Origin of the sequence: Sphingomonas cannabina (genome assembly GCF_021391395.1) — a bacterium.
GTDB classification, from domain to species: Bacteria; Pseudomonadota; Alphaproteobacteria; order Sphingomonadales; family Sphingomonadaceae; genus Sphingomonas; species Sphingomonas cannabina.
The window spans coordinates 3,690,812-3,714,098 of the sequence record NZ_CP090059.1 but is presented as its reverse complement, the minus strand read 5'-3'; the positions used below and the strand labels follow the sequence as shown (position 1 = coordinate 3,714,098).

Below are 23,287 nucleotides of genomic sequence, written 5' to 3'. Positions count from 1 at the left end.
ATGCCCGCGGGTGATACTCAGCGGTCAATGCCGATCGCATTGCGGGACACCGATCCGATTCGCCCCCTCATCCGCCAACATGCGAAACGCGCAACTGCCGGCCTCCGCCGATCGGATGAAGTACCTCGACAGTTCAGTTGCGCCCGAACGGTAACTTCGTCACCAATCAAGCATCAACCGGACTCGGCTTAGTCGAGTGGCTCGGCCCGGCGCCTATCCCCGGGATAACATAGATGCATTGCCCGGCAGGCATTTCGGTTTCTGCTGTCGATGACCTGCAGGCCATGTGTCTTTGAATAGGTAGTGCAATGCCTCCCAGATCAGACGAACATTCCGTGTCGGGCGCGGTCTGCCTGCCCGACCATCCGGCAAAGCGCTGGGCAAATCGGGTCCTCGAACGTGTTCACCTGCGCAAGCCGCTGGGTAGGGTCCATGTCACCTTGCGCCATTGGGGATTGGCGCCTTGGCAACCGCTCGTTCCGGCGCAGCGATTCTCGGCATGCGTCGACAATGCGCTTGCAGAGCTGCGGCGGACGGATCCCTCCCATCAATTCGGCGATTACCTGGAGTTCGGCGTCAGCCGCGGGACGTCGATGGCAGCGGTCTATCATGTGCTGCAGAAGAACGACTTTGCGAGCGCTCGCCTGATCGGTTTCGATTCCTTTGCGGGCATGCCGCCCGAATCCGCGAGCGAGGGATGGGAGCCGGGCGCCTATGCCTCTCCCATCGGTCTCACCCGGCGGCACCTGCGCAGCAAGGGCGTCGACCTGGGCAAGGTGACGCTGGTGAAGGGATGGTTCTCCGACACGCTGAACGAGACGACCCGGTCGGGCCTTCAGCTGGGCAAAGCCTCGCTCATCATGGTCGATTGCGACATCTATACCGCTTCCAAGGAGGCCTTAGCGTTCAGTGCGCAGCACATCCACGATCGAGCGATCATGATCTTCGACGACTGGGGTTGGCGTGAGCAGGACGGCCAACCGGGCCAGAAGGAAGCGTTCGCGGAGTTTCTGACCGAACATCCGGACATCAAGGCAGATCCTCTCCCGTCCTATCTCGAGCAGGCGCGCGTGTTCATGATCACGCGCTGGGCGAACGCGTTGAAGCTGATCGGGGTGGTTGTCGCGTCAACGTTCGGCCTGGAATTCTCGCTGGAGGCGGTGTGATCGAAGCTTCGAGTTGCTTCATCGCGTCGGCTGCTCTCCAGTCGACCGCGCGTCGGCGACAGCGAAATTCGCGCAGGAGCAGTGAGCCATTATGACCTTCCTCCGCCCACATGCTTGACGGATTCGAGGGCATCGCTGGCGAGAACGTCGTCCGGAAGCGAGCAGTTCAGCTGTGGGGAAGTCGCCCGTTGGGCGATACACGATTTGAGAGGTTCGGATCTTGGGGAGAAAGGGCATGGCTTTGGTGCCCGCGTTCATCCGCCGGTCGAGCCTCTATCTTCGCTATGGTCCTGGCGCGCTGCGGTCGCGATTTCGCGATACCGGCAGAATATTCTCCGAGATTTATGAGAAGAATCTTTGGGGGAGGGATACGGCATCCTTCTACTCCGGACCAGGATCGCGGGGCGCAGCGGCGGATGCCTATGTCGAGCTCGTCATCCGATACGTACGGGACAATAATATCCGCCGGATTGTCGATCTCGGATGCGGCGACATGGTCATCGGCAGTCAGATCGCCCGGGCGTGCGAGCATTACACCGGAATCGACGTCGTCGAAGATCTGATCGCTGCGCACCAGAAGAAGCTTGGCTCCGAGAAGATGCGCTTCGCGTGCCTCGACATCGCCCGGGACCCATTGCCGGCCGGAGATCTCTGCCTGGTCCGGCAGGTCTTCCAGCACCTGTCGAATGCCCAGATCAAGGCGGCTCTCGATCGGATGCTTCCCAACTTTGCCAACATCATCGTGACCGAACATTTTCCGGCGCCAGCCGAGTTCAAGCGCCCCAATGTCGACATGGTGGCCGCTGCCTCAACACGGGTCCTGCTCGGTTCGGCGGTGGTGCTCGATGAATGTCCATTCGGTGTACCCTGCCAGGAGATACTCACCTGTCCCGCAGCGAGTGCGGAATCCGGCCACGAAGATGTTCATTCGCGTGGCCTGATCCGCTCATTCCTGGTCCGGACGTAGTCAAAGAATGCGACCGTAGGCCGGCAATATAACAGCCCCGACCAAGCTCCACTTTTCGTGAAGTGGAGGGGGCCGGCGGCGCCAAGACGCGCGTTGCTTCTTGTCTCTTGCATCGCAGATCGGTGTCGATATTCTGATAATGTGTTGCAATAGGCGGCGCCGAGGCTGAGAATTTCGCTGGAGGCGCGCTCGACGGCGCGACTATTGCCGGGTGGCCGCCGCGCATGTCCAGGCCTCGTGGCTAAAGGCGGCGGCGCGTGTCCCCCAAGACGAGCCGTTGGGCTGTATCAGGCTGCGGTCACGCCGGCGTCCGCTATCATTTCTGCTTCAGCTACGAGCGCCTGGAGAGGTGCTGTTTCAGCACCGGCCATCGGTAAATCGAGGTTTGCTGCTCGGCGTCTGAGGTCTTCGAGCCGCGGATCGGCAATCGGTATTGAGATGAAATCATCCCAATCCCACGGGCCACCCGTGCCGTTCAGAAAGTCTCTGAGGTAGCGCGCAACCTCGTCCGGCGTCCGCTTCACTGGTCGTTCAAATGGTATGAGAACGAGCTTCAGAGCGACAAAAGCGAGGAGCACCGGGGTCAGCAGCACAAACATGAGCACCTTGACGGACCAAGGGCTTTCGTCGCTGATGATGGGGCGTCGCATCGCAAGACTGTATCATCAGTCGTGCCGCTCGTTGATAGGGTGATCGACACCCCTTCTGTCCCACGCCGAACTCTGATTCAGCGTCGGCATAAGCCTCGAGTGAGCGTCAACAGTCGCCCACCTTTATGCTCGCGGGTCCTCGTCGAATAAGGGGCGGCGAGAGCCGGGCGGCTGAATGCTCGGCGTAAGCTCGCCGCTCCCGCTTATTTCGCCTTGTTCGCTGTCTTGGCAACGGTTTGTCCAACCGAGGCAACATCCTTTCCGGCGCCCTCGATGGTGTTGCATCCCGTGAGGGTGACGCTCGCGGCGAGCAAAAAGGTGGCGAGCGTGCGCATTCTCGATTTCCAAGATTGGCGATCGAACTAGCGTAGCTTCCGGAAAAGAAAAGCGCTCCCTGGCGAGGAGGCGAAGGTCGATTGCTTGACGGGCAGAACGATTTCCGTTTCCACTGAAACGATGGTCGGCTGCGGGGGCAGCCGAGTCGAAGGGGGCTCTTGTGAAGACGATCGCCATCGCGCTCGCCGTTGCGGCATGCGCCGCGCCGGCCATGGCGCAACGGACCGAGAAGAATGATGCGCTGACGCACGGCATGGTGCAGATGACCGTGAAGGTCGGGACCACCACGCAGGCGGAGGTGCTCGAGACGTTCGGCGCGCCGAACATCACCACCATCGACGGCAACGGCCGTGAGATGTGGGTCTACGACCGCCACGCGACGGTGACCTACGACAAGTCGTCGGGCTTCTCGATCGGGATGCTGCTCGGCGGGGGCGGCGGGGGTGTCGGTGGCGGAGGCGGCCTCGGCTTCGGATCGCGCAAGTCGAGAAGCGAGCAGACCCAGCGCACGATGACGCTGATCATCAAGTTCGGCCCGGACAAGGTCGTGAGCGATTTCCAGAGCCGCAGCAGCTCATTCTAAAAAGGGGGAAATGATGAGGGGGATGTTGTTCGCGGGAGCAGTTGCTCTCGCCTGCACCGGCAGTGTCGCCGAGGCAGGGAAGAAGGTGGAGCGCAGCGCGCTCGAGATCCAGCAGATGCAGTCGCGCGACATCGAAGGCGACAAGGCGCTGGTGTTCGGCGCGGTGATGACCGTGCTGCAGGACGCGGGCTATCGGATCCAGGCGGCTGACAAGGACACGGGCCTCATCACCGGGGTCTCCTCGACCAAGTCGAAGCTGACCTATAGCCTGTGGAGCGGGTTCGGCAAATCGAAGAAATCGCCGGTCGTCTCGGCGTTCATTGAGGAACGCGCGCCCGGTATCACCAACGTGCGCCTGAGCTTCGTGATGGCGAAGATGAGGTCGACCATCTACGGCTCGGGCGCGCAGGACGAGGAGCCGATCTACGATCCCGCCGTCTATTCGGACGCGTTCGAAAAGATCAACCAGTCGGTGTTCGTCCGCAAGAACATGGCGGCATCGCCCGCGGCGCCGGTGACGCCGACTCCAGCCGCGGTGACGACGCCGCAGTGATCGCCCGCCTCGCGCTGTGCATTGCCTGCGCCGCCGTGATCGCGGCGCCGACCGATGCGCGGCGCGAGCGCCGCCGCCAGGCTGCGCCGCATGCGAGGATAGCCAAGCCGCACCGCCCGCTCATGCGTACGCTCCGGCGGCCGTTGTCGCGCGTGCTCGATGGATCGCTGTTCGGCGGCGCCTATTATCGCTCCGCCGACGGGCATGTCGTGCACCGGCCCGTGTTCGAGGACCGCCGGCCGCCGGGCGCGACCGCGCGATGCCGTGACGGATCGTGGAGCTTCAGCCACAGCCGCCGCGGCACCTGCTCCCACCATGGCGGCGTCGGGACCTGGCTATGAAGCGGCGCCTGCGGGATATCGCGCTTCTGATCCTGGGATGCGCCTATGCCGGTGCCCTGCTCGGCTGGCCGCTGTTGCGCTGGCTGGGCTTATTGCCATGACCCGCGACGAGCAGCTCTGGGGCGCCGCGCTGGCGATCGAGCGGCAGCACGCCGGCCGTGCGCCGGCCTATGTCGCCGAGCGGATCGCCGCCGCGGCACGTGCCGGCGATCCGCTCGGTATCGAGACGATGACGGCGATCGCAATCCGGCTCGATCAGCTGCTCAGCGAGGTAGGAGAACGCCCCGCCCAGTGACCTGAGCGGGGCGCCGATCATCCGAGCTGGATGAGATGGATCAGGCGATCAGAAGCGAACGCCCAGCCCGAGCAAAACCTGATGGCGATCGAAGTCGGCGCTGGCGCCGAAGTCCGTCGTCTCGATGTCATAGCCGCTGTAGTTGGTGTAGACATACTCGAGCTTGGCATAGAGGTTCTTGCCGAAGCCGGACTGGACGCCCGCGCCGAGATGGAAGCCATCGAGGTTGTCGGACACCTTGCCGCTGTCGAGGATTCCTTCGAAGTCCTCGTAGGTCGCCTTCACCCGGCCATTGGAATAGCCGCCCTTGGCGTAGACCAGCGTGCGCGGGCCGACCGGCACGCCGGCGCGCACGCCGAGCGTGATGTTGCGGCGCGCCTTGAGGCAGGCCTCGTCGTCTCCGTAGATTTCCGAGCAATAATCGGTGCTGGCGAGATCGAGCCCAGCGTAGACGCCAAGCACGACGCCGGAGGTCACGACGTCGTAGCCGGCCTCGACGCCATAGGCGACGCCGTCGGTGCCGTCGCTCCCGCTGAACTGGTCGACGCCGTCGTCGTAATCGACGTCGAGATTGACCCGGTCATAGCCGACGTGGGCCTCAACACGGGCGCCGCCCATGTCCTGCGCCATTGCCGGAGTCGCGAGAACGAGCGCCGCGAGCGGCGCAACGAGATGCTTCTTCATTGTTCCCCCTGAAAGGTAAGACCGTCGCGGAGGCGACGGGCGGCGGCCTCTAGCCGGATGCTGGAGTCGCTGTCACGGGTCCGTGACGCCGGTCGGTTCCAACTCTCGGCGACTGTTGCCCGAAGATCACATCTGCGCGCCAGCCTGGCAGCCGTGCGACCAACTCCTATCAGACGCATCGAGGCGGTTCCGCGCCCAATCGCATTCTCGGTTCGCCTGAAGCAGGAGGCGATCCGTCGGAACGGTCGTCCCTGCCATTAACCCTGGTTGGAACGAAGCAGTGTAACCTATGTTGGACAGGCATCGTCGGCCAGCGATCTCGGGCGTCGGCGGCTGGAGGTTGGCTTCCTTCGCCCCAAGCCGAAGGACGCTGTGATGTTCCAAACTTCCCCTCTCTCGCCGATGATCGCGAAGCTCGCGCGCCGGCACCCGCTCGGCTCAACCGAAGTCGATGCGCTGCTCGCGCTTCCGCACCGCGTCGCGCGCCTCGAGCGGGGCAGCTTCCTGGTGCGCGAGGGCGACCGGGCGACGCATTGTCGCGTGCTGCTCTCCGGCTTCGTCTATCGCCATAAATGCACGGGCGAGGGTGCGCGGCAGATCGTCTCCATCCATCTCAAGGGCGATCTGGTCGACCTGCCCAATGTGATGCTCGACGTCGCCGACGACAGTATCCAGGCCCTGACCGAGGTGAGCGTGGCGATCGTCCCGGCCGAGGAGATTCTCGCGCTCGCGCTGGCCTCGCCCAACATCGCCAAGGCGATGTGGGCGGACACGATGGTCGACGCATCGATCCTGCGCGAGTGGCTGATCAATGTCGCGCGGCACGACGCGCGCCAGCGCATCGCGCACCTGATCTGCGAGCTCGCACTGCGCCAGGAAGCCGCGGGCGTTTGCGAGAGGCTCGAATATTACTGGCCATTGACGCAGGAGCAGCTCGGCGAGACGACGGGGCTTACCTCGGTCCACGTCAACCGGACGCTCCAGAAGCTCCGCGCCGAGGGCCTGCTGAGGACCTCGGCACGCCAGCTGATCGTCTCGGACTGGGAGGGCCTCAAGGTCGCCGGCGATTTCACGGCCGGCTATCTGCATCTCACGCCGGCCACGCCATCGCTCGCCCGCGCCTTCGAGAGCGCGTGATCGAAAGGGTCGCGGCGGACTTGCCGCTGCCGGTCAATTGCCGGAGCTTCGCGCGGTCGAGCGCTCGCCCTGGAATCTCCAGCGGATCGGGCCGCGGCGTATCGGCGGTCACCTGACTGTCGATGGCAATCGGCAGGCGCTGGACCTGAGCCATGGCTGGGCGGTTGCGCAGCGAGGTCGAGGCCTAAGACGGACGCACCGGATCCGGCGAAGCCTTCTGCTCGCCGGACAAGCGGCTCGACGCAGTTCAGGATTCGACCAGCATCTTCGGGGAGGCGCCGTTCCGGCAGATCGCCGATCTTGACGCGATGCTCGGTTCCTCCCCGCGACAGGACATAGCCTCTGACGCCATCACTCGACTTCCCGAGCGCGAAGGTGGAATCGCCGCCGGGGGAGTCGCGTTGTTCGCGATGACTGAGCCGTCTTCATGATCGATGCCGGATGTGCCGCGCGTGCTGGCGGCCGGTCGTGCTGCGACGACCGGAAGCGGCCAGCGCGGGCTGCCGCCCGCGCTGGCGCTGGTGCCTCCGGCACCGGTGCGGCGGGGTGGGCGTCGCTTCCCGCTAGTCCCGCCGCGGCGCGCCGCAACCCCGGCTTCGGCCGGGGTCCTCCACTGCGTTTCGGCCCTGCTTCGCGGGTGCGGTCCGCCGCTGGTGGCGGGACTGCCGGTCCGCTCCTGCCGCCCACCCCGCCGTTCCGGCGCCGGGTGCGGTGGTTTTTGGAGGAAGGAGCGAGGATCATGAGGGATACCGGCCATCGCGCGGACCTCTATGGCGAGGTGACCCGCGGGTGATCGCCGAGCTGGAGCAGGGGCGGCTGCCCTGGGTGCGGCCTTGGGACAGCGTGCCGAGCGGCTGCGCGCTGCCGGCCAATGCCGTGAGCGCGCGGCGCTATTCGGGGATCAACGTGCTGATCCTGTGGGCGGCGGCGGTCGCGCGCGGCTATGCGACGCAGCGCTGACTGACCTACCGCCAGGCCCTTCTCCTCGGCGGGCATGTCCGCAAGGGCGAGCAGGGCACAGCGGTCTGCTATGCCGATCGCTTCACGCCGAAGGGCGAGGCCGAGCGCGCGTTCGACGAGGGGCGCGAGGCGCGGGCGATCGCGTTCCTCAAGCGCTTCACCCTGTTCAATGTCGACCAATGCGACGGCCTGCCCGCCGCGCTCTCCCAGCCTTCCGAGGTCCGAGGCGACCTCGACATCCTGCCCGAGGTCGCGACACTGATCGCGGCGAGCGGCGCCGACGTGCGCATCGGCGGGGGCGAGGCCTATTATGCGCCTGGTCCCGATTATGTCGCGGTGCCGCCGCCGGCCGCGTTCCGCGCTGGTCGACTGGTATCGCACCTTGCTCCACGAGCTCGGCCATTGGACCGGCCACGTGAGCCGGCTCGCGCGCGAGCAGCGCGGCAGCTTCGGCAGCGGCGACTATGCCCGCGAGGAGCTGGTTGCGGAGATGGCGAGCGCGTTCCTGTGCGCATCGTTCGGCATCCGGCCGACCGTGCGCCATGCCGACTATATCGGGGCGTGGCTGGCGGTGCTGCGCGAGGACGGCAAGGCGATCGTCCGCGCCGCGAGCGCGGCGAGCAGGGCGGCCGACTATCTGCTTGCCTTCGCCCCGGACCCGGACGGCGTGCTGCGCCCCGGCCCGGCCGCCGCGGTTCCGGCCGCGGCGGCTGGGGGAGGGGAGGGTGCCCGGCTCATGGACCGCAGCGACGACGAGCGCCGCGCGGCGCTCCGCGCCGCGCTCGACCGCCTGCCGCTGTGGCCGCGCGAGGTCTATTGCCTGAGCGCGGTCGAGGGGCTCGGCCATGCCGCGATCGCGGCGCGGCTCGGGATCGATATGGGCGAGGTCGAGCGGCGGCTGGCCGAAGCGATCGTGCTGATCGGCGCACAGCTGGCGGCGAGTGATGGCCGCGCCTGATGCACGCGCTGCATCGCCCGCGACGCGGCAGCCCGGCCCGGCAAATCCGCCGCCGGCTTGCATGCTAGCGAACCCGCTCTAGGATTCGGGCTCCATGCGCACCGACCTCGACCATCTGCCGGCGGCCAAGCGACGCGAGCTCGAGCGCGTCGTGCAGATCCTGTTCGAGGAATTCGAGGAGGCGCGGGCGCTTGCGACCCAGGACTGGAAGAAGAAGGGCCGCATCCTCAAGATCATCCTCTACGGCTCCTATGCGCGCGGCGGCTGGGTCGACGAGCCGCACACCAAGAAGGGCTACCGGTCGGATTTCGACCTGCTCGTCATCGTCAACGACAAGCGCCTCACCGACATGGTGGACTATTGGGCGGGCGCCGAGGACCGGCTGATGCGCGAGCTGTCGATCACCAGGACGCTCAAGACGCCGGTCAACTTCATCGTCCATTCGCTCCAGGAGGTGAACGACGGCCTCGCCCACGGCCGCTACTTCTTCATGGACATCGTCCGCGACGGCATCGCACTCTACGAGAGCGACGACCGCAAGCTGCGCACGCCGACGCCCAAGACGCCCGAGCAGGCGCTGGCGATGGCTAAGGAGTATTTCGAGGAGTGGTGTCCAGCTGCTGTTGGAATGTTCGAGACTGCTCGATTTAGCCAGTCTCAGGGACGGCTTAAGGATGCGGCCTTCCTAATGCATCAGACGGTCGAACGGCTTTATCACTGTGTCCTGCTGGTACGGACCTTCTACACGCCGCACGTCCACAACATCGCCGCGCTGCGCAACATGGCCGAGAAGCTGGACTCGAGGCTGGCGCAGGTCTGGCCGTCCGGCACTCGGCGCGAACGCGGCATCTTCTCGAAGCTCAAGGACGCCTATGTGAAGGCGCGCTATTCCAAGCACTACCGCATCACCATGGAGGAGCTGACCTGGCTCGCCGCCCAGATCGAGGAGCTGGGGCGTGTCGTGCATCTTGTCTGCTCGGAGCGCCTCGCCGAGCTTGAGCGAGAGGCGAACGCCGCGACGTAGCGGTGCCGATTAGGGTCGTTTTCCCAAGAATCGTTCGGTCTGTTCGCGACCCTCTGCCGCGATCACGGCGGCGTCGGCATTGGCGCACTCGTCGCCGCGAACGGAGCCGTCGCGACATTGCGCCACGATCCGCCGGGCTTCGTCGAGATGCGCCGCGAAATATTGCATGCCGCGCGCCTCCGCCAAGGCGGACGGGGCGGCGGCAACCGGCGCCTGCGCGACCGGAACAATGACCGGACGTAGGACGAAACCCGCGACGAACCCGATGAACAGTGTGACCAAGGCGATGATGAGTGTTCTATCTTGCCTCATGACGGCCATCTCCGTGTGACGACGACCTCATTCAAGTTCCTCTAACGATAGCCAAGAGCAGGCACTTCTCTCAGTTGCGGTGGAGGTGAGGTGGGCGGTTCTATCCGATGGCCTCACTTTCTTTACCTCTGGCTTTTGCGGAAATTGCAGTCGCTAGCTACCGCGATCTTGATTATCGGGCCGGGGTAGCCAGCTACTCCGGCTCATCTGCTTAGCGCTCCATTCTGTTCGTTCAGCTGCCCTGAGCAGGTCGCTCCAATGCTGGCTCACGCGATCCTGTAATCCCAGCTCAGCGAAGGTCGATGCCTGGCTGAATCGTCGCGAGCCCGGCCTTCGCCCCATTATGGGCTGCAATGATAGCTATGGCTTTCAAAACGTTCCGCAAAATATTGAGTAAGCTAATCTTTTCTTTTGTCTGAGAATACAATATACACCTCATGCTGATGTTGCAGGTGCAAGCGGAGTGCGTGCTGATGCGTCCCTAGAACGCGGGGGAGCCGAGTCGTGCTGCCGGTTCATTGCAGCACGCGAGAGCATCTGATCCAAAAATAAAGGGGGCGGGAGCGGCGCATGGCGCCCCGCTCGAGTGCGGTGGTGTCTATGCGCGTCATCATTCTCGAGGAAAACGTTGCGGCCTGCCGTCCGCTGCAGAGTCGCCTGGAGCGAGAGGGCTTCGGGGTCGCGAGTGCCGGATCGGCGTTCGAATTCTATCGCAGCATCGCGATCGACGATTACGATATCGCCATCATCGGCGGCGTCTCGTCCGAACCGGCCGGTTTGGAAATCGCGTCCTGGCTCCGCCGCAAGGGCGACATCGGCATCATCCTCATTACCGCCGGCAACAAGGTGCAGGACTACATCCGGGCATTCGAAATCGGTGTGGATCTCCCTCTTGCAGCGCCGCTGACCGACGACGAGCTGGTCGAAGGCGTCCACAGCCTCGCGCGCCGGATCGCGCGACGCGGCGGTCCCGCTCCGACGCCCGCGTTGCCCGCTTCGGAATGGTACTTCGATCCGGCGTATTGGATCTTGCACGCGCCGACCGGCGCAATGGTCAAGCTGACCGCCCTGGAAACCAAGCTCATCGAGCGGCTGCTGCTCCGCTCCGGGACCCTGATCCCGAGGAACGAGCTTCGCGCTGAGCTCGGCTACAGCGCCGATCCCGCTGGCGACCGCAGCCTCGATGCCATTGTGCAGCGGCTGAGGCATAAGATCGAGCGGGCAACCGGTTTGCCTGCACCGGTGAAGACCGTCCATGGCCAGGGACATCTCTTCTCCGCCCCGCTCCTGCCGGACCGTCGGAGAGCCGCCAACCGCTGACGCGGCACGAGAACAGCGTTTGCAGTTGTAACAGCGGCGGCTGTTCGTCGCGCAACCGATATCCATACGCTCGGGACACGCGGCACGCTTGCCAGAGAGAAGGCGGCGCGGGCGCCCGAGGCTCTCCCATTCGCGACGGTGAGGCCGGGGCGCCATGCGGACCGACGCCCGATCTTTACCCCGACTCGCCGACCACAGCTCCCCGCCGAACTCGTGGCATCCGGTAGGATTGATCGGATTAAGCATAATCTTGTCGGAAGCCCATAAAATACTACAAGAAACCACAGCACTTTGTTGCGTTAACCATGAATATTCTGTTAATTTAACTTGAAATCCGGTTAAACCGTGGCATCATTCAAGTAGTGACGACATAAAAGGGGTCATAAACTCTTAGCACGCAACAGTTGAGTGATGATGATCCGCGCCTATGTTGGTAGCGGATGCCGCTCTATTTTTGCAAAAAAGGGGCAGTTGTCTGCATGATTGCGCATCTATCTAAAGTAAAGGCGCTTACCGATCGGCGGGACGCGCCGACAGCACGACGAAGCAACCTGATGGTCGTAACGCTCGTCTTAGTCCTTGTCGGCGGCGGTGTATCGGCGGGCGCCCAGTCCCGCCCCGATGCGAAGGCGATGCCGGCCGGAGACGTCTTCCGCGACCAAGCCAGCAAGCTGGGCGTGCGCAAGTGCGCCAATCTCTTCGCCGCCATGGGCCAGACTGTCTCCCACGGCGCCGCCTACACCGTCCAGGCACAGACCGAAGGCAGTGCGCCGGATGGCCATGGCGTACAGGGCGTGGTCGGCATGACCTACAACACGCCCGGCTATAGCGCCCAGGCGGCCGGCATCGTCATGGCGGCGCCGGTCGGCGAGAAATGCGAAGGACAGCTGGTGCGCGTCGCGCCGTTCCAGCGCGCCTGCAGGGATGTTGTCGCGCTGCTGCCGGCAGGCAGCACCGCCGCCGGCAACCTGTCCGGCGTGCCTCTTTACAACCTGGGCGGTGACCAGGGGCAAGCGATGCTGGTCTCCAGCGGCGGCGCCTGCGTGGTGGTGACGGTCGCGCGAGGTGCCGAGGTCGGATGAGTTTGGGAGGGCGGATGGGCTGAGGCTCATCCCGGCCCTCTCCATCGAGCCGAATTTGAATTCCTGAACTCGTGAAAGCGTCCGCGCGCGCCGGGGCGACGGGGAAGCTGTGTCTGTTCGCTCCCGGCCATCGGCCGAAATGCCGTGGCCAGTTCAACAAGGGGAAGTGCCATGTCCGGATTTGAGTCGCAGAATGTTCGTCGCGCCCGCTTTGCCGCGAACTGGGTCGTCGGCGGTGAGGGCGCGAGCTGGTCGCAGCGGCGGCGGCTGATGGCGGTGCTGCGCCGGGCGCATCGGGTGCTGGGCGTTGGTCGCAAGGACCTGGGCGTGGGATCGCTTGGTTTCGGCGGCGGCGCCCGTGCGGTGCTGCTGTCTTCGGCCAGCGCGCAGGTCATGATCGGCGGCCTCGCTGCCATCGCCACCTTCGGCGCGGCCACACCGGCGCTTGCGCAATATCAGGCGGGTGGCGGTTCGGCGACGGCTCCCAACTCCATCGCCATCGGCAACGCGTCGGCATCCGGATCAGGCTCGATTGCCGAGGGCGTTAACGCCAATGCCGGCGCCACCAACGCCATCGGGATCGGCGTAGGGGCGATCGCATCGGAGGCCAACACGATCTATCTCGGCGCGCGCACGGTGCCCGGCACGGGCGCCACGGGCGGCGGGGCTATCGCAATCGGCACGGACGTAACAGCAAGCGACTCATGGGCCGTCGCGATCGGGCTTCAGAGTGCAGCCTCAGGCCCGAGCGCTGTAGCACTGGGCCGCCTCAGCATAGCGTCAGACAGTGCCGCCACCGCCGTTGGCAACCGCGCCCAGGCGACGGGGAATAGCGCGACCGCACTCGGGGCGCAGGCCTTGGCCATTGGTGCAAGCACCGTTGCCGTGGGCCAAGGTGCCGGCGCCGGATCGACCGCCGGAAACGCAAGCTCCGTTGCGGTGGGCATTGCGGCCGGCACGCTCGTTCAAGGGGCGCAAAATACCGCGATGGGCGGCGGCATCGCCAGCGTGATGCGAGGCGCTGGTTCCGGCGTCACGGGGACGCGCAACGTCGCCCTCGGAAGCGGCAATGGCGCCGTCACCTACGACGGTACGCTTTCCGCCTCGGCAGGCAATCTGGTCACGGGCAGCGACAACGTCGCGATCGGAACCAATGCCGGCATCGGCGTGGCTGCCAACTCGACGACATCGATAGGCATCGACGCCCTGGCCAGCCAGACCAACGGCACCGCCGTTGGCAGTGGAGCAATTGCCAACGGTGTGAACGCCGTCTATCTGGGCGCGCGCACCGGAGCCGGCACGGGTGCCCTTGCTGAGAGCGCCATCGCCATCGGCACAGACGTGATCGCGTCCGCGACCGACACGATCGCGATGGGACGCGAAAGCACTGCGACCGGCGGCAGCGCCGCCGCGCTTGGTGTGGCTTCCAGCGCGGCGGGGACAAGCGCGGCAGCGTTCGGCCGCGAGGCTGATGCCTCGGGCGACTTCGGCGTGGCCCTTGGCAATCAGGCGGTGTCGAGCGGGCGCGGCTCGGTCGCGGCAGGTTCGGGCGCGCAGAGCACTGGCGTCTCCTCGTTGGCACTCGGCAACAACGCCAGCGCGACTGCTGAAAATGCCATCGCGGCCGGCCTGGGCTCGGTCGCGAACACCGCCGATGCCGTCGCTATCGGCACCAGCTCGACCGCGACGGGCGGCAAGGCGGTCGCGATCGGCGCCGGCAACCGCGCCAGCGGCGACGGCGCGGTGGCGATCGGCGATCCCAACACTGCCTTCGGCGACGGCGCGATCGCGAGTGGCAAGGACAATACCGCCAACGGCCTCGGTTCGGTTGCGATGGGCAACACCAACATGGTCGGCGGCGGCGGGCAGGCGGTGAGCACGCCCGGCACGGCGGCGCAGGGCGCGGTCGGCATCGGCTATCAGAACCAGGTGGTCGGCCAGGGCGCCGTGGCGCTGGGCAGCACCAGCAAGGCGTTGGCGGCCGGGGCCCTCGCGTTCGGCGACACGGCGGTCGCCAATACCGACCAGAGCATCGCGATCGGCTCCAATTCGACCGCGACCGGCGGAAGCGCCATCGCCATCGGGCGGCAGAGCGTCGCGAACGGGACAAATGCGTCGGCATTCGGCGCCGGCGCCCTCGCGAACGCTGGCAGTACGTTGGCGCTCGGAAACTCGGCCGCCGCCAATAATTTCGGCGACGTGGCGCTCGGCAACGGCTCGACCACCGCAGCCGCGGTCGGTACGGCCAGTATTACGCTCGGCGGAACGACCTATAATTTCGCCGGCGCCACGCCGACGAGCACCGTCAGCGTCGGTGGCAACGTGACTCCCTCGGGCACCGTGGCCACGCGCACGATCACCAACGTCGCCGCGGGCCGCATCAGCGACACCTCGACCGACGCGATCAACGGATCGCAGCTCTATGCGACCAACCAGGCGCTTTCGGCGGCGATCGCGGGCGCGGCCAGCCATTATTACAGCGTCAACGATGGCGGCAGCCCCAACGGCAACTACAACAATGACGGCGCGAGCGGCATCAATGCCTTGGCGGCGGGCGTGCAGACCGTGGCCAGCGGCGCCAATTCGGCAGCGGTCGGCGTGACCTCGACCGCCTCGGCCGACGGGGCCTTCGTCTTCGGCAACAATTCGACCGCCTCCGGCGTCAATTCGCTCGCGCTGGGCACCAGCACTGTCGCGAACCATCTCAATAGCATTGCGGTCGGCACGCAGGCCCAGGCGTCGGAGGACGGGGCCACGGCGATCGGCACGCTCGCCCAGGCCAGCGGCGGCAGCAGCGTCGCGCTTGGCACCGGCGCCAACGCGAGCGGGCTGGAAGGCGTCGCGATCGGCAATCTGACTCAGGCGACCGCCACCAACGCGACAGCCCTCGGTAATCAGATCGTCGCCGCGGGCGAAGGCAGCGTCGCGATCGGATCGAACACCGGGCTGGCCGTCGATGCGGCCTCGACCAATGGTGTCGCGATCGGCTGGGGATCGACCGTCGCCAACGCGCCGTCGGGCGTTGCCCTCGGCGACACCGCGAGCGCCAGCGCAGCCAATGCAGTTGCGATCGGGACCAATGCCAATGCGGCGGCGGCGGGCTCGCTCGCCTTCGGCAATGCGGCATCGGCCGGCAACGCGGGTGACGTCGCCCTCGGCGCGAACAGCGTCACGGCGGCGGCGGTGCAGACGTCGAGTACGGTGATTGGCGGTACAACCTATAATTTCGCCGGCACCACGCCGACGAGCACCGTCAGCGTCGGCGCGGTAGGTGCGGAACGCACCGTCACCAACGTCGCCGCCGGCCGGATCAGCGACAGCTCGACCGATGCGATCAACGGCTCGCAGCTTTATGCGACCAACCAGCAGGTCACCCAGAACACCACCGACATCGCCAACCTCGACGGCCGCGTGACCACGGTCGAGGGAGACGTGACCAATCTCGACGGTCGCGTGACGACGATCGAGGGCGATCTCACCAACATCAACAACGGCGGCGGCATCAAATATTTCCACGCCAACTCGAGCGATCCGGACTCGCAGGCGCTTGGGACGAACTCGGTGGCGATCGGCCCCAATGCGGTGGCCAACAACGCCGGCGACATTGCCCTCGGCAGCGGCTCGACCACGGACGTTGCGGTGGCCACGGGCGGCACGACCATCAACGGCACGGCCTATACCTTCGCGGGGACGACGCCCACCTCGACGGTGAGCGTCGGCGCGGCCGGAGCCGAGCGGACCATCACCAACGTCGCCGCCGGACGGGTCGACGGCGGCTCGACCGACGCCATCAACGGCTCGCAGCTGTTCGCCACCAACCAGGCCGTCGACGGCCTCGGCACGCAGGTGACCAACCTCGGCAATACCGTCACCAACCTGGGCAGCACCGTCACCAATCTCGACGGCCGGGTGACGACCGTCGAGGGTAGCCTCACCAATCTCGGCAACACGATCACCAACATCGCCGGGGATACCACCTCCGTCTTCACCGACGCGAACGGCGACGGCATCCGCTACGCCCGCACCAACGAGACGGGCCTCGCGCCGACCGACGCCTTCGCCCAGGGGGTAGGATCGACGGCGCTCGGCTATCAGGCGCAGGCGAGCGCCGGCAATGCGGTGGCGCTGGGCCGCGGCGCCCAGGCCACGGTCGAGGGCTCGCTGGCGCTCGGCGCCGGCTCGGTCGCGGATCGCGCCCTGGCGCCGACCGTCGGCCAGATCCCGGCGACCACCGGCTACATTCCCTACAATACCAGTGATCAGACGCTGCTCGGCGCCATCTCCGTCGGCAGTGCCGGTGCCTATCGCCAGATCACCAACGTCGCCGACGGCACCCAGGCGCAGGATGCGGTGACGATCCGTCAGCTGGCGGGGGCGCTGTCGTCCTTCGCGGTGACGCCGATCATGTATTTCCATGCCAACTCGACGGCGGCGGATTCGCTGGCGATTGGCCAGGAATCGGTCGCGATCGGGCCGCAGACCGTGGTCAACGGCAACAACGGCATCGGCATGGGCAATGGCGCGATCGTCCAGGCGACCGCACCGGGCGGCACCGCGATCGGTCAGAACGCGCAGGTCGCCCAGGCCGACGCCATCGCCCTCGGTACCAATGCCCAGGGCAACGGCATCCAGTCGGTCGCGATCGGCGCTGGGGCGAACGCCACCCATTCGGGCAGCGTCGCGCTGGGCGCCGGGGCGACGACTTCGGTCGGCTCCGAGAGCGGCTACACCGGCTATGGCCTCACCGCGCCGCAGAACTCGGCCGGCGAGGTCTCGGTGGGCAGCGCGGGCGCCGAGCGGAAGGTCACCAACGTCGCCGCCGGCTCGGCGGCGACCGATGCGGTCAACGTCAGCCAGCTTCAGGCGGTCGACAACAAGGTGACCAACCTCGACAACCGCGTCACCAACGTCGACAACCGGGTGACCGAGGTCGCCAACAATGTCACCAACCTCGGCGACAGCGTCGCGAACAGCTTGGGCGGCGGCTCGACCTATGATCCGACCACGGGCACGGTGACCACCCAACTCAACGTCGGCGGCAACACCTACAACAACGTCAACGACGCGCTGCAGTCGCTGAATCAGACGGCGAGCGCGGGCTGGAACATCCAGGCCAACGGCGGTCCGTCGACCAACATCGGGTCGAACGGCACGCTCAACGTCACCGCCGGCTCCAACACCGTCGTGACCTTGAACGGCAACCAGCTCCAGGTCGGGGTGGTCGACAATCCGACCTTCGCCGGCATGGTGACGGCGAACGGCGGGCTTACCGTCGGTGCCAACACCAGCGTCAACATGGGCGGCAACGTCGTCCAGAACGTCGGCGCGGGCGCGGTCAACGCCACCTCCACCGATGCGGTCAACGGCGCGCAGCTCCATCAGGTGCAGCAGGTCGCCAACAATTCGGTGCAATATGACGCCGACCATAATTCGGTGACGCTCAATCCGGGCGGGTCGGCGGCGACCATCCACAATGTCGCGGCTGGCGTGGCGCCGACCGACGCGGTCAACGTCCAGCAGCTCAACGACGGGCTGTCGAAGACGCTGCAGTCGGCCAATGCCTACACCGACCAGAAGGTCGCCGGGATCCAGTACGACCTCTCGCAGGTCCGGCGCGAGGCCAATGCCGGAACCGCCGGCGCGCTCGCTGCGGCGGGCATGCCGCAGGCGTTCGAGCCGGGTCGCGGGATGCTGGCGTTCGGCGGCGGCACCTATCGCGGCCAGTCGGCATTCGCGCTCGGCCTGTCGCGGGTGATGGATGATGGCGTGACCGTGGTGAAGGCAGGCGCCACCTACGACACCCAGCAACATGTCGGTGCCAACGTCGGCGTCGGCTTCCAGTTCTGATCCTCGTGAACCCCATCATCTCAAGGAGGACACAATGACCCTCAAGCTCCTCGCCCTTCCGCTTCTGGCCACCCTCGGTCTCTCGCCGGCGATCGCCGGGGAGAAGGCCGGCACCACCCCGGCTTATGTCGGCAGGGTCGATCCCAGCGCGTTCCACCCGACGCCGCTCGAGCACAAGAAGCTGGGCGTGGTCGTCGATCCCGCCGCGGTCCGGATGATCACGCCGGGCGTCGACAAGTTCACCGTCTACCGGCTGATCGGCACGCCCCACTTCGACGAGGGCATCACCCGGCGATGGAACTATGTGCTGTTCTTCCCCACCGCGCCGGGGAGCACGGAGCGGGTGCGTTGCCGGATGGAGATCCGCTTCACGCGCCAGCGCGGCCTCTACAACGTCTCCGTGTCAGAGGTGATCTGGCAGGATCAGGCCTGTGCGGACCGGGTTGCGGCCGCCGACTGATTGGGCGAGAGGCGGCGGCATGCGCTCGATCAGCCTCATCGCCGCCTCCCTGTTTGCCTGCGCCGCGATGCCGGCGCAGGCCCAGACCTTCGGCCCGCCGATCCAGGGCCTGTGCCTGCTGTCGCGCGCCGGCGCGATTGCCGCCTCCCGTGCAGGCCAGTCGATGCAGGCGCAGCTCAAGCAGATGCAGGGCTCGCTGAACGGCGATCTTGCCCAGCGCCGCGCGGCGCTGGATCAGCAGCGCCGGCAGCTCGAGGCGCGGCAGAGCGCGATCGCGCCGATCGAGTATCAACGCCAGCTCACCGCGCTCAATCAGCAGGCGCAGACGCTCGAGCAGCAGCAGAACGCGCGTTTCATCGCCGCCCAGTAGCGCGGCCAGCAGCAGATCGACGGCGCGCTCGGCCAGGCGCTCAGCCGCGTCGTCACCCGCACCGCCTGCAGCGTCGTCATGGAGCGCGACCACGCCTATGGCTGGAACAACGCGATGGACATCACGCCAGCGGTCACAGGCGAGATCGATCGGACACTGCCGGGCGTAACGCTTCCATAGGCCGCTCACTCGTGGTTCGTGATCGAGCCGCTTCATGGTGCTGGCGGACAAAGCCGGCGGAACCCGGTCCCGGGCCGGATCGTCGTCAGCATCGAGAGGGGGCGTCGCCGCATGGCTTCTTATCGCTGGCCGGTCCCCAAAGGTAACACGCGGCCTCGCTTATGTTCGCAGTGACGATCCGTTTCCTCAAGCCTCCTGCGCAATCGCTCAGAGGGGGAAGCCGGTCGAGCGGGAAAGCGCATCCCAGTCGGCGAGCTCCGCGCGCATCGCATCCAGCTTCTGCTCCACCAGTGCCAGCGCGTCCTCGCCCAAGAATAGCCGTACCGGCGGGTTGGGCGCCTCGACAATGGTGAGCAACGCCCGCGCGGCCCTGGCAGGGTCGCCCGGCTGCTTGCCGCTCTTGGCCTGCCGTGCACTGCGGATCGGGTCCATCACTGCATCATAGTCGGCGATGCTGCGCGGCGTACGGTCCATCGAGCGTCCCGCCCAGTCGGTGCGGAACTGACCTGGCGCCAGTGTCGTCACCTTGATCCCGAAGCCGGCCACTTCCTTGCCGAGCGCCTCCGAGATACCCTCGAGCGCGAACTTGCTTCCGCAATAGAAGCTGATGCCGGGCATGGTGATGAAGCCGCCCATCGACGTCACATTGATGATATGGCCATGCCGGCGACCCCGCATCCCGGGCAGCACCGCCTTGATCATCGCCACCGGCCCGAACACGTTGGCGGCGAACTGGCGCCGGAGATCCTCGATGGACGACTCCTCGAGCACGCCTTCGTGACCATAGCCGGCATTGTTGACCAGCACGTCGATGGGGCCGGCCTCACGCTCGGTATCGACGACCGCCGCCGGAATGGCATCGTAGTCGGTGATGTCCAGGAGCAGTGGATGCGCGCGGCCGGGTGCGAGCGCGGCGAAATTCGCGGCGTCGTCGTCGTGGCGCACCGTGCCAACGACCTGGTGCCCGGCCTCAAGGGCCTCGGCGGCGAAGGCGCGGCCCAGGCCTGAGCTGACGCCGGTGATCAGGAATGTCTTGGGATTGGGGGCAATCACTGGTCTACTCTGCTTCCGAAATTGACTATATCATGATATAGATACCTGTATGGCCACGAGCAAGACTGGACCATCCAAGCCTGCCAAAAGAGGCGAGCCGCTGCGCGAGCGCGTGATCGATGCAGCCGAGCGTCTGCTTCGCGAAGGCAAGGCAGAGTTCTCGATGCGCGACCTAGCCTCCGAGGCAGACGTCAGCTTCGCGACGCCGTTCAATCAGTTCGGCAGCAAGGGCGCGATCATGCACGCGCTGTCCGGGCGGCGGATCAATGCCATGATCGAGCGCTTCGACGCGGCGCCGCCTCTTGAAAATGCCGTCGACCGCGTGATGTCGGCTGTCGATGTGGCAGCGGCGGTGATGCTCGAGGAACCGGACGTGAACCGGGCTGTGATGGGCTGGCTCGGCACGGCGACTTCGTCCCCCGGTACGGTGCTGGCGCACTCGACGACATTATGGGCACGCGCGCTGGGCGATGGTGAGGGGCTCGCTGCGAACAGGCGCGAGGTGGCAATCCGTACGCTGCCGGAGCAGCTCGCGTTCACCTTCCGGGGCGTGCTGTCCTTCTGGACCGCGGGCGAGCTGTCGGACGATGCGCTAGCTCCTAGTGCGCACAAGATCGCGAGCACCTTACTGCTCGGCTTCGTCGATTAGCGAAACACTCAACAGTCTTGCCCTTTGGGGCGGCTGTTCGCTCGCGCTTATGCGATACAGAACCATGAAGCTTTGAATGGCCGGCTGCCTAGAGCTTCCGTAGCCTAGCGGCACGGCAATCTAGGGCCGTGCGCATTCGTCCCGCGAACGGAACCGTCGCGACATTGCGCCACGATCCGCCGCGCCTCGTCGAGATGCGCCGCGAAATATTGCGTGCTGCGTGCCTCCGCCGGCGAAGGCAGACGGGCCGGCGGCAAGCGGCATTTGCGTAACCGGAGCAATGATCGGACGCAGGACGAAGCCGGTGCCGAACCCGACAAACGGTGTGACCAGTGCGATGATGAGCGTTCTACCCTGCATCATGACGGCCGATCTTCGTGTGACGACGACTTGCTCTATCAAGATCTTCTAACGATAGCCAAGAGCAGGCACTTCTCTCAATTGCCGTGAGCTGAGCTGAGCTGAGGTGAGAAGGGCGGTTTCCGCCCGGATGGCGTCACTTTCCTCATCTCTCGTCTTCTATGGAAGCAGCTTACTGTCGCTATTCCCGGAATCATCGGGTCAGTGTAACTACTTATCTGGGTTACGTCTGCTTCGCGCCCCATTTCGATCATCCACCCCGTCCGCTAACGCCCACTTTTCGCCATTGAAGGCCCTATCGCGGTTCCTGATCGCCGACGTTCGTTCAGGTTCCCCGCGGCGTCATGATCGATGGACTGAGGGGACGAAGCGGGCTGCACGACCGGCTCGTGGTTCAATATCCCCCGGCAACCGGCAATCGAGCGCCAACAAACTGGGCGATGCGGGTAGTGATCTGAGAATCGGTATTGACGGCGATCGCGATGGCGTAGCCAAGCTCAGGGAACACCATCAGCTCGGCGGCCATACCGGGCGCGCCGCCGCTGTGACCGAACGCACGGGTGCCGTTTACCTGCCGCTCGACAAACCCGTAGCCATACGGTCCCTCTGCAACCTGCAGGCGCGTTGCCTCAGCCAGCAGCCGGGGATTCAGAAGAGTATTTTTGCGAAGCGCTTCGGAGAAGCGTATCAGGTCGCCGACAGTCGAGTAGCCACCACCTGCCGAAGTGCCTCGGCATGGTAGGCTGTCCGTATTAGGGCCGCTCTTCACCGGTCCGGTGGGGCCACGGGTGGTGTAGCCCACCACACGTTTCGGCACATGTGTCGTCTCTGGCAGAGATCCAGTCGCGGTCATTCCTGCCGGTAGGTAGATGTGCGTCCGCACATAGTCGAAATAGCTCTGGCCGGTAACCTTCTCGATAATCGCTCCCAGGAGCACGTAGCCGAAATTGCTGTAGGCGAAGCGTTCGCCGGGTTTGAAGGCTGCATTACGCTTGCCGTATAATGCGACGTAATCGGAGTGCTCGCACAATCCAAGCCGGTGCTGATCGAACTCGGGACCGAAAATATCTCCCGTCCCTCCGGTATGCGTCAGCAGGTGCCTGACCGTCACCTGCGAGGCGAGTTCCTTGTTTGGGTAGTCCCTCAGGTAAGTACCGATAGTGCCATTCAGCGAAATACGGCCAGCGTCGACAAGCTGAAGGATCGCGACGGCAGTGAACATCTTGTTCATCGAGCCGATACGGAACTTGCTATCGGATGTGTTGACGATGCCGTTCTCCCGATCAGCCTGACCGCTGACGAAATCGAACACCGTTCTTCCGTTGTGGGAAACCCGTACCGCTCCGGAGAACGCAAAATCGCCGCTTCCTGCCACCCGGTCGAGTTTCGCCTTCAACGCCGCCAGTGCCTCGCCTTCGGTCATTCTCTTGATGCGTGGCAGGTTCGCGGGCGCCGACGCCGGCTGGAGTGAGATTGCTCTGATTTTGCCGTTTAGCGGATCCACCTCGAGAGTGAGCTGTGAATAGGAGCCTTCCCAAAGCCGCTCCCCAAGAACCGCCACAATCCTGTTGTCGGTCGCGGATTGAAGTTCAACGAGATCAAAGCCGCCCGTTGCGGCTCGCAAGCCTGCGTTGGCGCTGGGCGCCCCGGAAGGTGGAGACTTTTCCCCGAAAAACTCGTTGATCCGCTCAGGCTCGTCGCTGTTGAAGGCTTCAAGGTAGGCACGCAGTTTACGGCCGACCGGCGTGTCGGGGATAGCGGCGGCTTGGGACGAGACCAGTGATGGGGTCGTCTGAGTAGCGATGGGCGTGGACGCGCTCAGTAGCGCGAAAATCGCCATTCGTGTTGCCAAGCGGATTGCCTTAAGCATGCTATTGTCCCCGGCTTATCCCAAGAAATGCGATATCGATCCGAACTCGTTCCAGCTTCAGAACGTGAGCACTGCTAAGATCGCTACAGAGTCTACGGACCTTCTCCATAGACTACATCTGTAGTCGTTC

At 65.4% G+C, this 23,287-nt stretch carries 21 protein-coding genes, 1 pseudogene and 1 other annotated feature; of the genes and pseudogenes, 16 read left to right on the top strand and 6 right to left on the bottom strand.

Features of this window, described 5'->3' with window-relative positions; translation table 11 throughout:
- Positions 1-176 precede the first annotated feature (176 nt).
- Positions 177-230 (top strand) — a sequence feature (sul1 is cis-regulatory element that is thought to sense ions involved in sulfur or methionine metabolism; They are found in Alphaproteobacteria).
- Positions 231-335: 105 nt separating this feature from the next.
- Positions 336-1,166, top strand: a complete 831-nt coding sequence (locus tag LZK98_RS17505; RefSeq protein ID WP_233783802.1) for a TylF/MycF/NovP-related O-methyltransferase — start codon at positions 336-338, stop codon at positions 1,164-1,166.
- Positions 1,167-1,401: 235 nt separating this feature from the next.
- The gene (locus LZK98_RS17500) at positions 1,402-2,133 is read left to right on the top strand and encodes a class I SAM-dependent methyltransferase (RefSeq protein WP_233783801.1); all 732 of its coding nucleotides are present in this window, start codon (positions 1,402-1,404) and stop codon (positions 2,131-2,133) included.
- A 287-nt stretch (positions 2,134-2,420) separates the two neighbouring features.
- Here LZK98_RS17500 and LZK98_RS17495 read toward each other — a convergent pair whose 3' ends face one another.
- A complete protein-coding gene (locus tag LZK98_RS17495; protein ID WP_233783800.1) occupies positions 2,421-2,783 on the bottom strand; it encodes a hypothetical protein in 363 nt (120 codons plus the stop codon).
- 203 nt (positions 2,784-2,986) lie between these two features.
- A complete protein-coding gene (locus LZK98_RS20565; protein WP_264757856.1) occupies positions 2,987-3,118 on the bottom strand; it encodes a hypothetical protein in 132 nt (43 codons plus the stop codon).
- Positions 3,119-3,279: 161 nt separating this feature from the next.
- Between LZK98_RS20565 and LZK98_RS17490 the strand changes: the two genes are divergently transcribed.
- From LZK98_RS17490 to LZK98_RS17475, 4 genes are all read left to right on the top strand, one after another.
- Positions 3,280-3,702, top strand: a complete 423-nt coding sequence (locus LZK98_RS17490) for a hypothetical protein (protein ID WP_233783799.1) — start codon at positions 3,280-3,282, stop codon at positions 3,700-3,702.
- 13 nt (positions 3,703-3,715) lie between these two features.
- On the top strand, positions 3,716-4,255 hold the full coding sequence (locus LZK98_RS17485) for a hypothetical protein (protein ID WP_233783798.1): 540 nt from the start codon (positions 3,716-3,718) through the stop codon (positions 4,253-4,255).
- Positions 4,252-4,596 carry a DUF3761 domain-containing protein gene (locus tag LZK98_RS17480; RefSeq protein ID WP_233783797.1) on the top strand — a complete coding sequence of 115 codons (345 nt, stop codon included), beginning with the start codon at positions 4,252-4,254 and terminating at the stop codon, positions 4,594-4,596. Before LZK98_RS17485 ends, LZK98_RS17480 begins: the two co-directional genes overlap by 4 nt.
- 97 nt (positions 4,597-4,693) lie before the next feature.
- The gene (locus tag LZK98_RS17475; protein ID WP_233783796.1) at positions 4,694-4,891 is read left to right on the top strand and encodes a DUF6961 family protein; all 198 of its coding nucleotides are present in this window, start codon (positions 4,694-4,696) and stop codon (positions 4,889-4,891) included.
- Positions 4,892-4,939: 48 nt separating this feature from the next.
- On the opposite strand, the gene LZK98_RS17470 is transcribed toward LZK98_RS17475, so the two are convergent.
- Positions 4,940-5,575 carry an outer membrane protein gene (locus LZK98_RS17470; protein WP_233783795.1) on the bottom strand — a complete coding sequence of 212 codons (636 nt, stop codon included), beginning with the start codon at positions 5,573-5,575 and terminating at the stop codon, positions 4,940-4,942.
- Positions 5,576-5,950: 375 nt separating this feature from the next.
- On the opposite strand from LZK98_RS17470, the gene LZK98_RS17465 reads away from it, so the two are divergent.
- The 4 genes and pseudogenes from LZK98_RS17465 to LZK98_RS17450 all read left to right on the top strand — a co-directional run bounded on the left by LZK98_RS17465 (position 5,951) and on the right by LZK98_RS17450 (position 9,654).
- The gene (locus tag LZK98_RS17465; protein ID WP_233783794.1) at positions 5,951-6,712 is read left to right on the top strand and encodes a Crp/Fnr family transcriptional regulator; all 762 of its coding nucleotides are present in this window, start codon (positions 5,951-5,953) and stop codon (positions 6,710-6,712) included.
- A 739-nt stretch (positions 6,713-7,451) separates the two neighbouring features.
- Positions 7,452-8,318 (top strand): annotated as a pseudogene (locus LZK98_RS17460) (ArdC family protein); the annotation flags it as partial.
- 90 nt (positions 8,319-8,408) lie between these two features.
- Positions 8,409-8,630 (top strand): sigma factor-like helix-turn-helix DNA-binding protein, encoded by a 222-nt coding sequence (locus LZK98_RS17455; protein WP_233786629.1) that lies wholly within the window; start codon positions 8,409-8,411, stop codon positions 8,628-8,630.
- Between the two features lie 94 nt (positions 8,631-8,724).
- Positions 8,725-9,654 carry a nucleotidyltransferase and HEPN domain-containing protein gene (locus LZK98_RS17450; RefSeq protein ID WP_233783793.1) on the top strand — a complete coding sequence of 310 codons (930 nt, stop codon included), beginning with the start codon at positions 8,725-8,727 and terminating at the stop codon, positions 9,652-9,654.
- A gap of 9 nt (positions 9,655-9,663) precedes the next feature.
- Here LZK98_RS17450 and LZK98_RS17445 read toward each other — a convergent pair whose 3' ends face one another.
- Entirely contained in the window at positions 9,664-9,966 is a 303-nt protein-coding gene (locus LZK98_RS17445) for a hypothetical protein (protein ID WP_233783792.1), read from the bottom strand.
- A gap of 600 nt (positions 9,967-10,566) precedes the next feature.
- Here LZK98_RS17445 and LZK98_RS17440 point away from each other — a divergent pair.
- From LZK98_RS17440 to LZK98_RS17420, 5 genes are all read left to right on the top strand, one after another.
- Complete coding sequence (locus LZK98_RS17440) at positions 10,567-11,286, top strand: response regulator transcription factor (protein ID WP_233783791.1); 720 nt, start codon at positions 10,567-10,569, stop codon at positions 11,284-11,286.
- A 632-nt stretch (positions 11,287-11,918) separates the two neighbouring features.
- Positions 11,919-12,368: a hypothetical protein gene (locus LZK98_RS17435; protein ID WP_233783790.1), complete on the top strand. Its 450-nt coding sequence runs from the start codon at positions 11,919-11,921 to the stop codon at positions 12,366-12,368.
- A 171-nt stretch (positions 12,369-12,539) separates the two neighbouring features.
- Positions 12,540-18,215, top strand: coding sequence for a YadA-like family protein (locus LZK98_RS17430; protein WP_233783789.1), 5,676 nt, complete (start codon positions 12,540-12,542; stop codon positions 18,213-18,215).
- 34 nt (positions 18,216-18,249) lie between these two features.
- Positions 18,250-18,675, top strand: coding sequence for an outer membrane protein assembly factor BamE domain-containing protein (bamE, locus tag LZK98_RS17425; RefSeq protein WP_233783788.1), 426 nt, complete (start codon positions 18,250-18,252; stop codon positions 18,673-18,675).
- A gap of 19 nt (positions 18,676-18,694) precedes the next feature.
- Positions 18,695-19,045 carry a hypothetical protein gene (locus LZK98_RS17420; protein ID WP_233783787.1) on the top strand — a complete coding sequence of 117 codons (351 nt, stop codon included), beginning with the start codon at positions 18,695-18,697 and terminating at the stop codon, positions 19,043-19,045.
- Between the two features lie 387 nt (positions 19,046-19,432).
- Here LZK98_RS17420 and LZK98_RS17415 read toward each other — a convergent pair whose 3' ends face one another.
- Positions 19,433-20,278, bottom strand: coding sequence for an oxidoreductase (locus tag LZK98_RS17415; RefSeq protein ID WP_233783786.1), 846 nt, complete (start codon positions 20,276-20,278; stop codon positions 19,433-19,435).
- Between the two features lie 49 nt (positions 20,279-20,327).
- On the opposite strand from LZK98_RS17415, the gene LZK98_RS17410 reads away from it, so the two are divergent.
- Positions 20,328-20,927 (top strand): TetR/AcrR family transcriptional regulator, encoded by a 600-nt coding sequence (locus LZK98_RS17410; protein WP_233783785.1) that lies wholly within the window; start codon positions 20,328-20,330, stop codon positions 20,925-20,927.
- 754 nt (positions 20,928-21,681) lie between these two features.
- On the opposite strand, the gene LZK98_RS17405 is transcribed toward LZK98_RS17410, so the two are convergent.
- Positions 21,682-23,157: a serine hydrolase gene (locus tag LZK98_RS17405; RefSeq protein WP_233783784.1), complete on the bottom strand. Its 1,476-nt coding sequence runs from the start codon at positions 23,155-23,157 to the stop codon at positions 21,682-21,684.
- Positions 23,158-23,287 lie beyond the last annotated feature (130 nt).

What these genes read in the sequence shown, in the direction of transcription:
- LZK98_RS17500 (WP_233783801.1), top strand. Translation starts at nt 1,402, where the DNA reads ATGGCTTTGGTGCCCGCGTTCATCCGCCGGTCGAGCCTCTATCTTCGC.
- LZK98_RS17495 (WP_233783800.1), bottom strand. Translation starts at nt 2,783, where the DNA reads ATGCGACGCCCCATCATCAGCGACGAAAGCCCTTGGTCCGTCAAGGTG.
- LZK98_RS20565 (WP_264757856.1), bottom strand. Translation starts at nt 3,118, where the DNA reads ATGCGCACGCTCGCCACCTTTTTGCTCGCCGCGAGCGTCACCCTCACG.
- LZK98_RS17485 (WP_233783798.1), top strand. Translation starts at nt 3,716, where the DNA reads ATGAGGGGGATGTTGTTCGCGGGAGCAGTTGCTCTCGCCTGCACCGGC.
- LZK98_RS17475 (WP_233783796.1), top strand. Translation starts at nt 4,694, where the DNA reads ATGACCCGCGACGAGCAGCTCTGGGGCGCCGCGCTGGCGATCGAGCGG.
- LZK98_RS17470 (WP_233783795.1), bottom strand. Translation starts at nt 5,575, where the DNA reads ATGAAGAAGCATCTCGTTGCGCCGCTCGCGGCGCTCGTTCTCGCGACT.
- LZK98_RS17465 (WP_233783794.1), top strand. Translation starts at nt 5,951, where the DNA reads ATGTTCCAAACTTCCCCTCTCTCGCCGATGATCGCGAAGCTCGCGCGC.
- LZK98_RS17455 (WP_233786629.1), top strand. Translation starts at nt 8,409, where the DNA reads ATGGACCGCAGCGACGACGAGCGCCGCGCGGCGCTCCGCGCCGCGCTC.
- LZK98_RS17450 (WP_233783793.1), top strand. Translation starts at nt 8,725, where the DNA reads ATGCGCACCGACCTCGACCATCTGCCGGCGGCCAAGCGACGCGAGCTC.
- LZK98_RS17445 (WP_233783792.1), bottom strand. Translation starts at nt 9,966, where the DNA reads ATGAGGCAAGATAGAACACTCATCATCGCCTTGGTCACACTGTTCATC.
- LZK98_RS17440 (WP_233783791.1), top strand. Translation starts at nt 10,567, where the DNA reads ATGCGCGTCATCATTCTCGAGGAAAACGTTGCGGCCTGCCGTCCGCTG.
- LZK98_RS17435 (WP_233783790.1), top strand. Translation starts at nt 11,919, where the DNA reads ATGCCGGCCGGAGACGTCTTCCGCGACCAAGCCAGCAAGCTGGGCGTG.
- LZK98_RS17430 (WP_233783789.1), top strand. Translation starts at nt 12,540, where the DNA reads ATGTCCGGATTTGAGTCGCAGAATGTTCGTCGCGCCCGCTTTGCCGCG.
- bamE (WP_233783788.1), top strand. Translation starts at nt 18,250, where the DNA reads ATGACCCTCAAGCTCCTCGCCCTTCCGCTTCTGGCCACCCTCGGTCTC.
- LZK98_RS17420 (WP_233783787.1), top strand. Translation starts at nt 18,695, where the DNA reads ATGCGCTCGATCAGCCTCATCGCCGCCTCCCTGTTTGCCTGCGCCGCG.
- LZK98_RS17410 (WP_233783785.1), top strand. Translation starts at nt 20,328, where the DNA reads ATGGCCACGAGCAAGACTGGACCATCCAAGCCTGCCAAAAGAGGCGAG.
- LZK98_RS17405 (WP_233783784.1), bottom strand. Translation starts at nt 23,157, where the DNA reads ATGCTTAAGGCAATCCGCTTGGCAACACGAATGGCGATTTTCGCGCTA.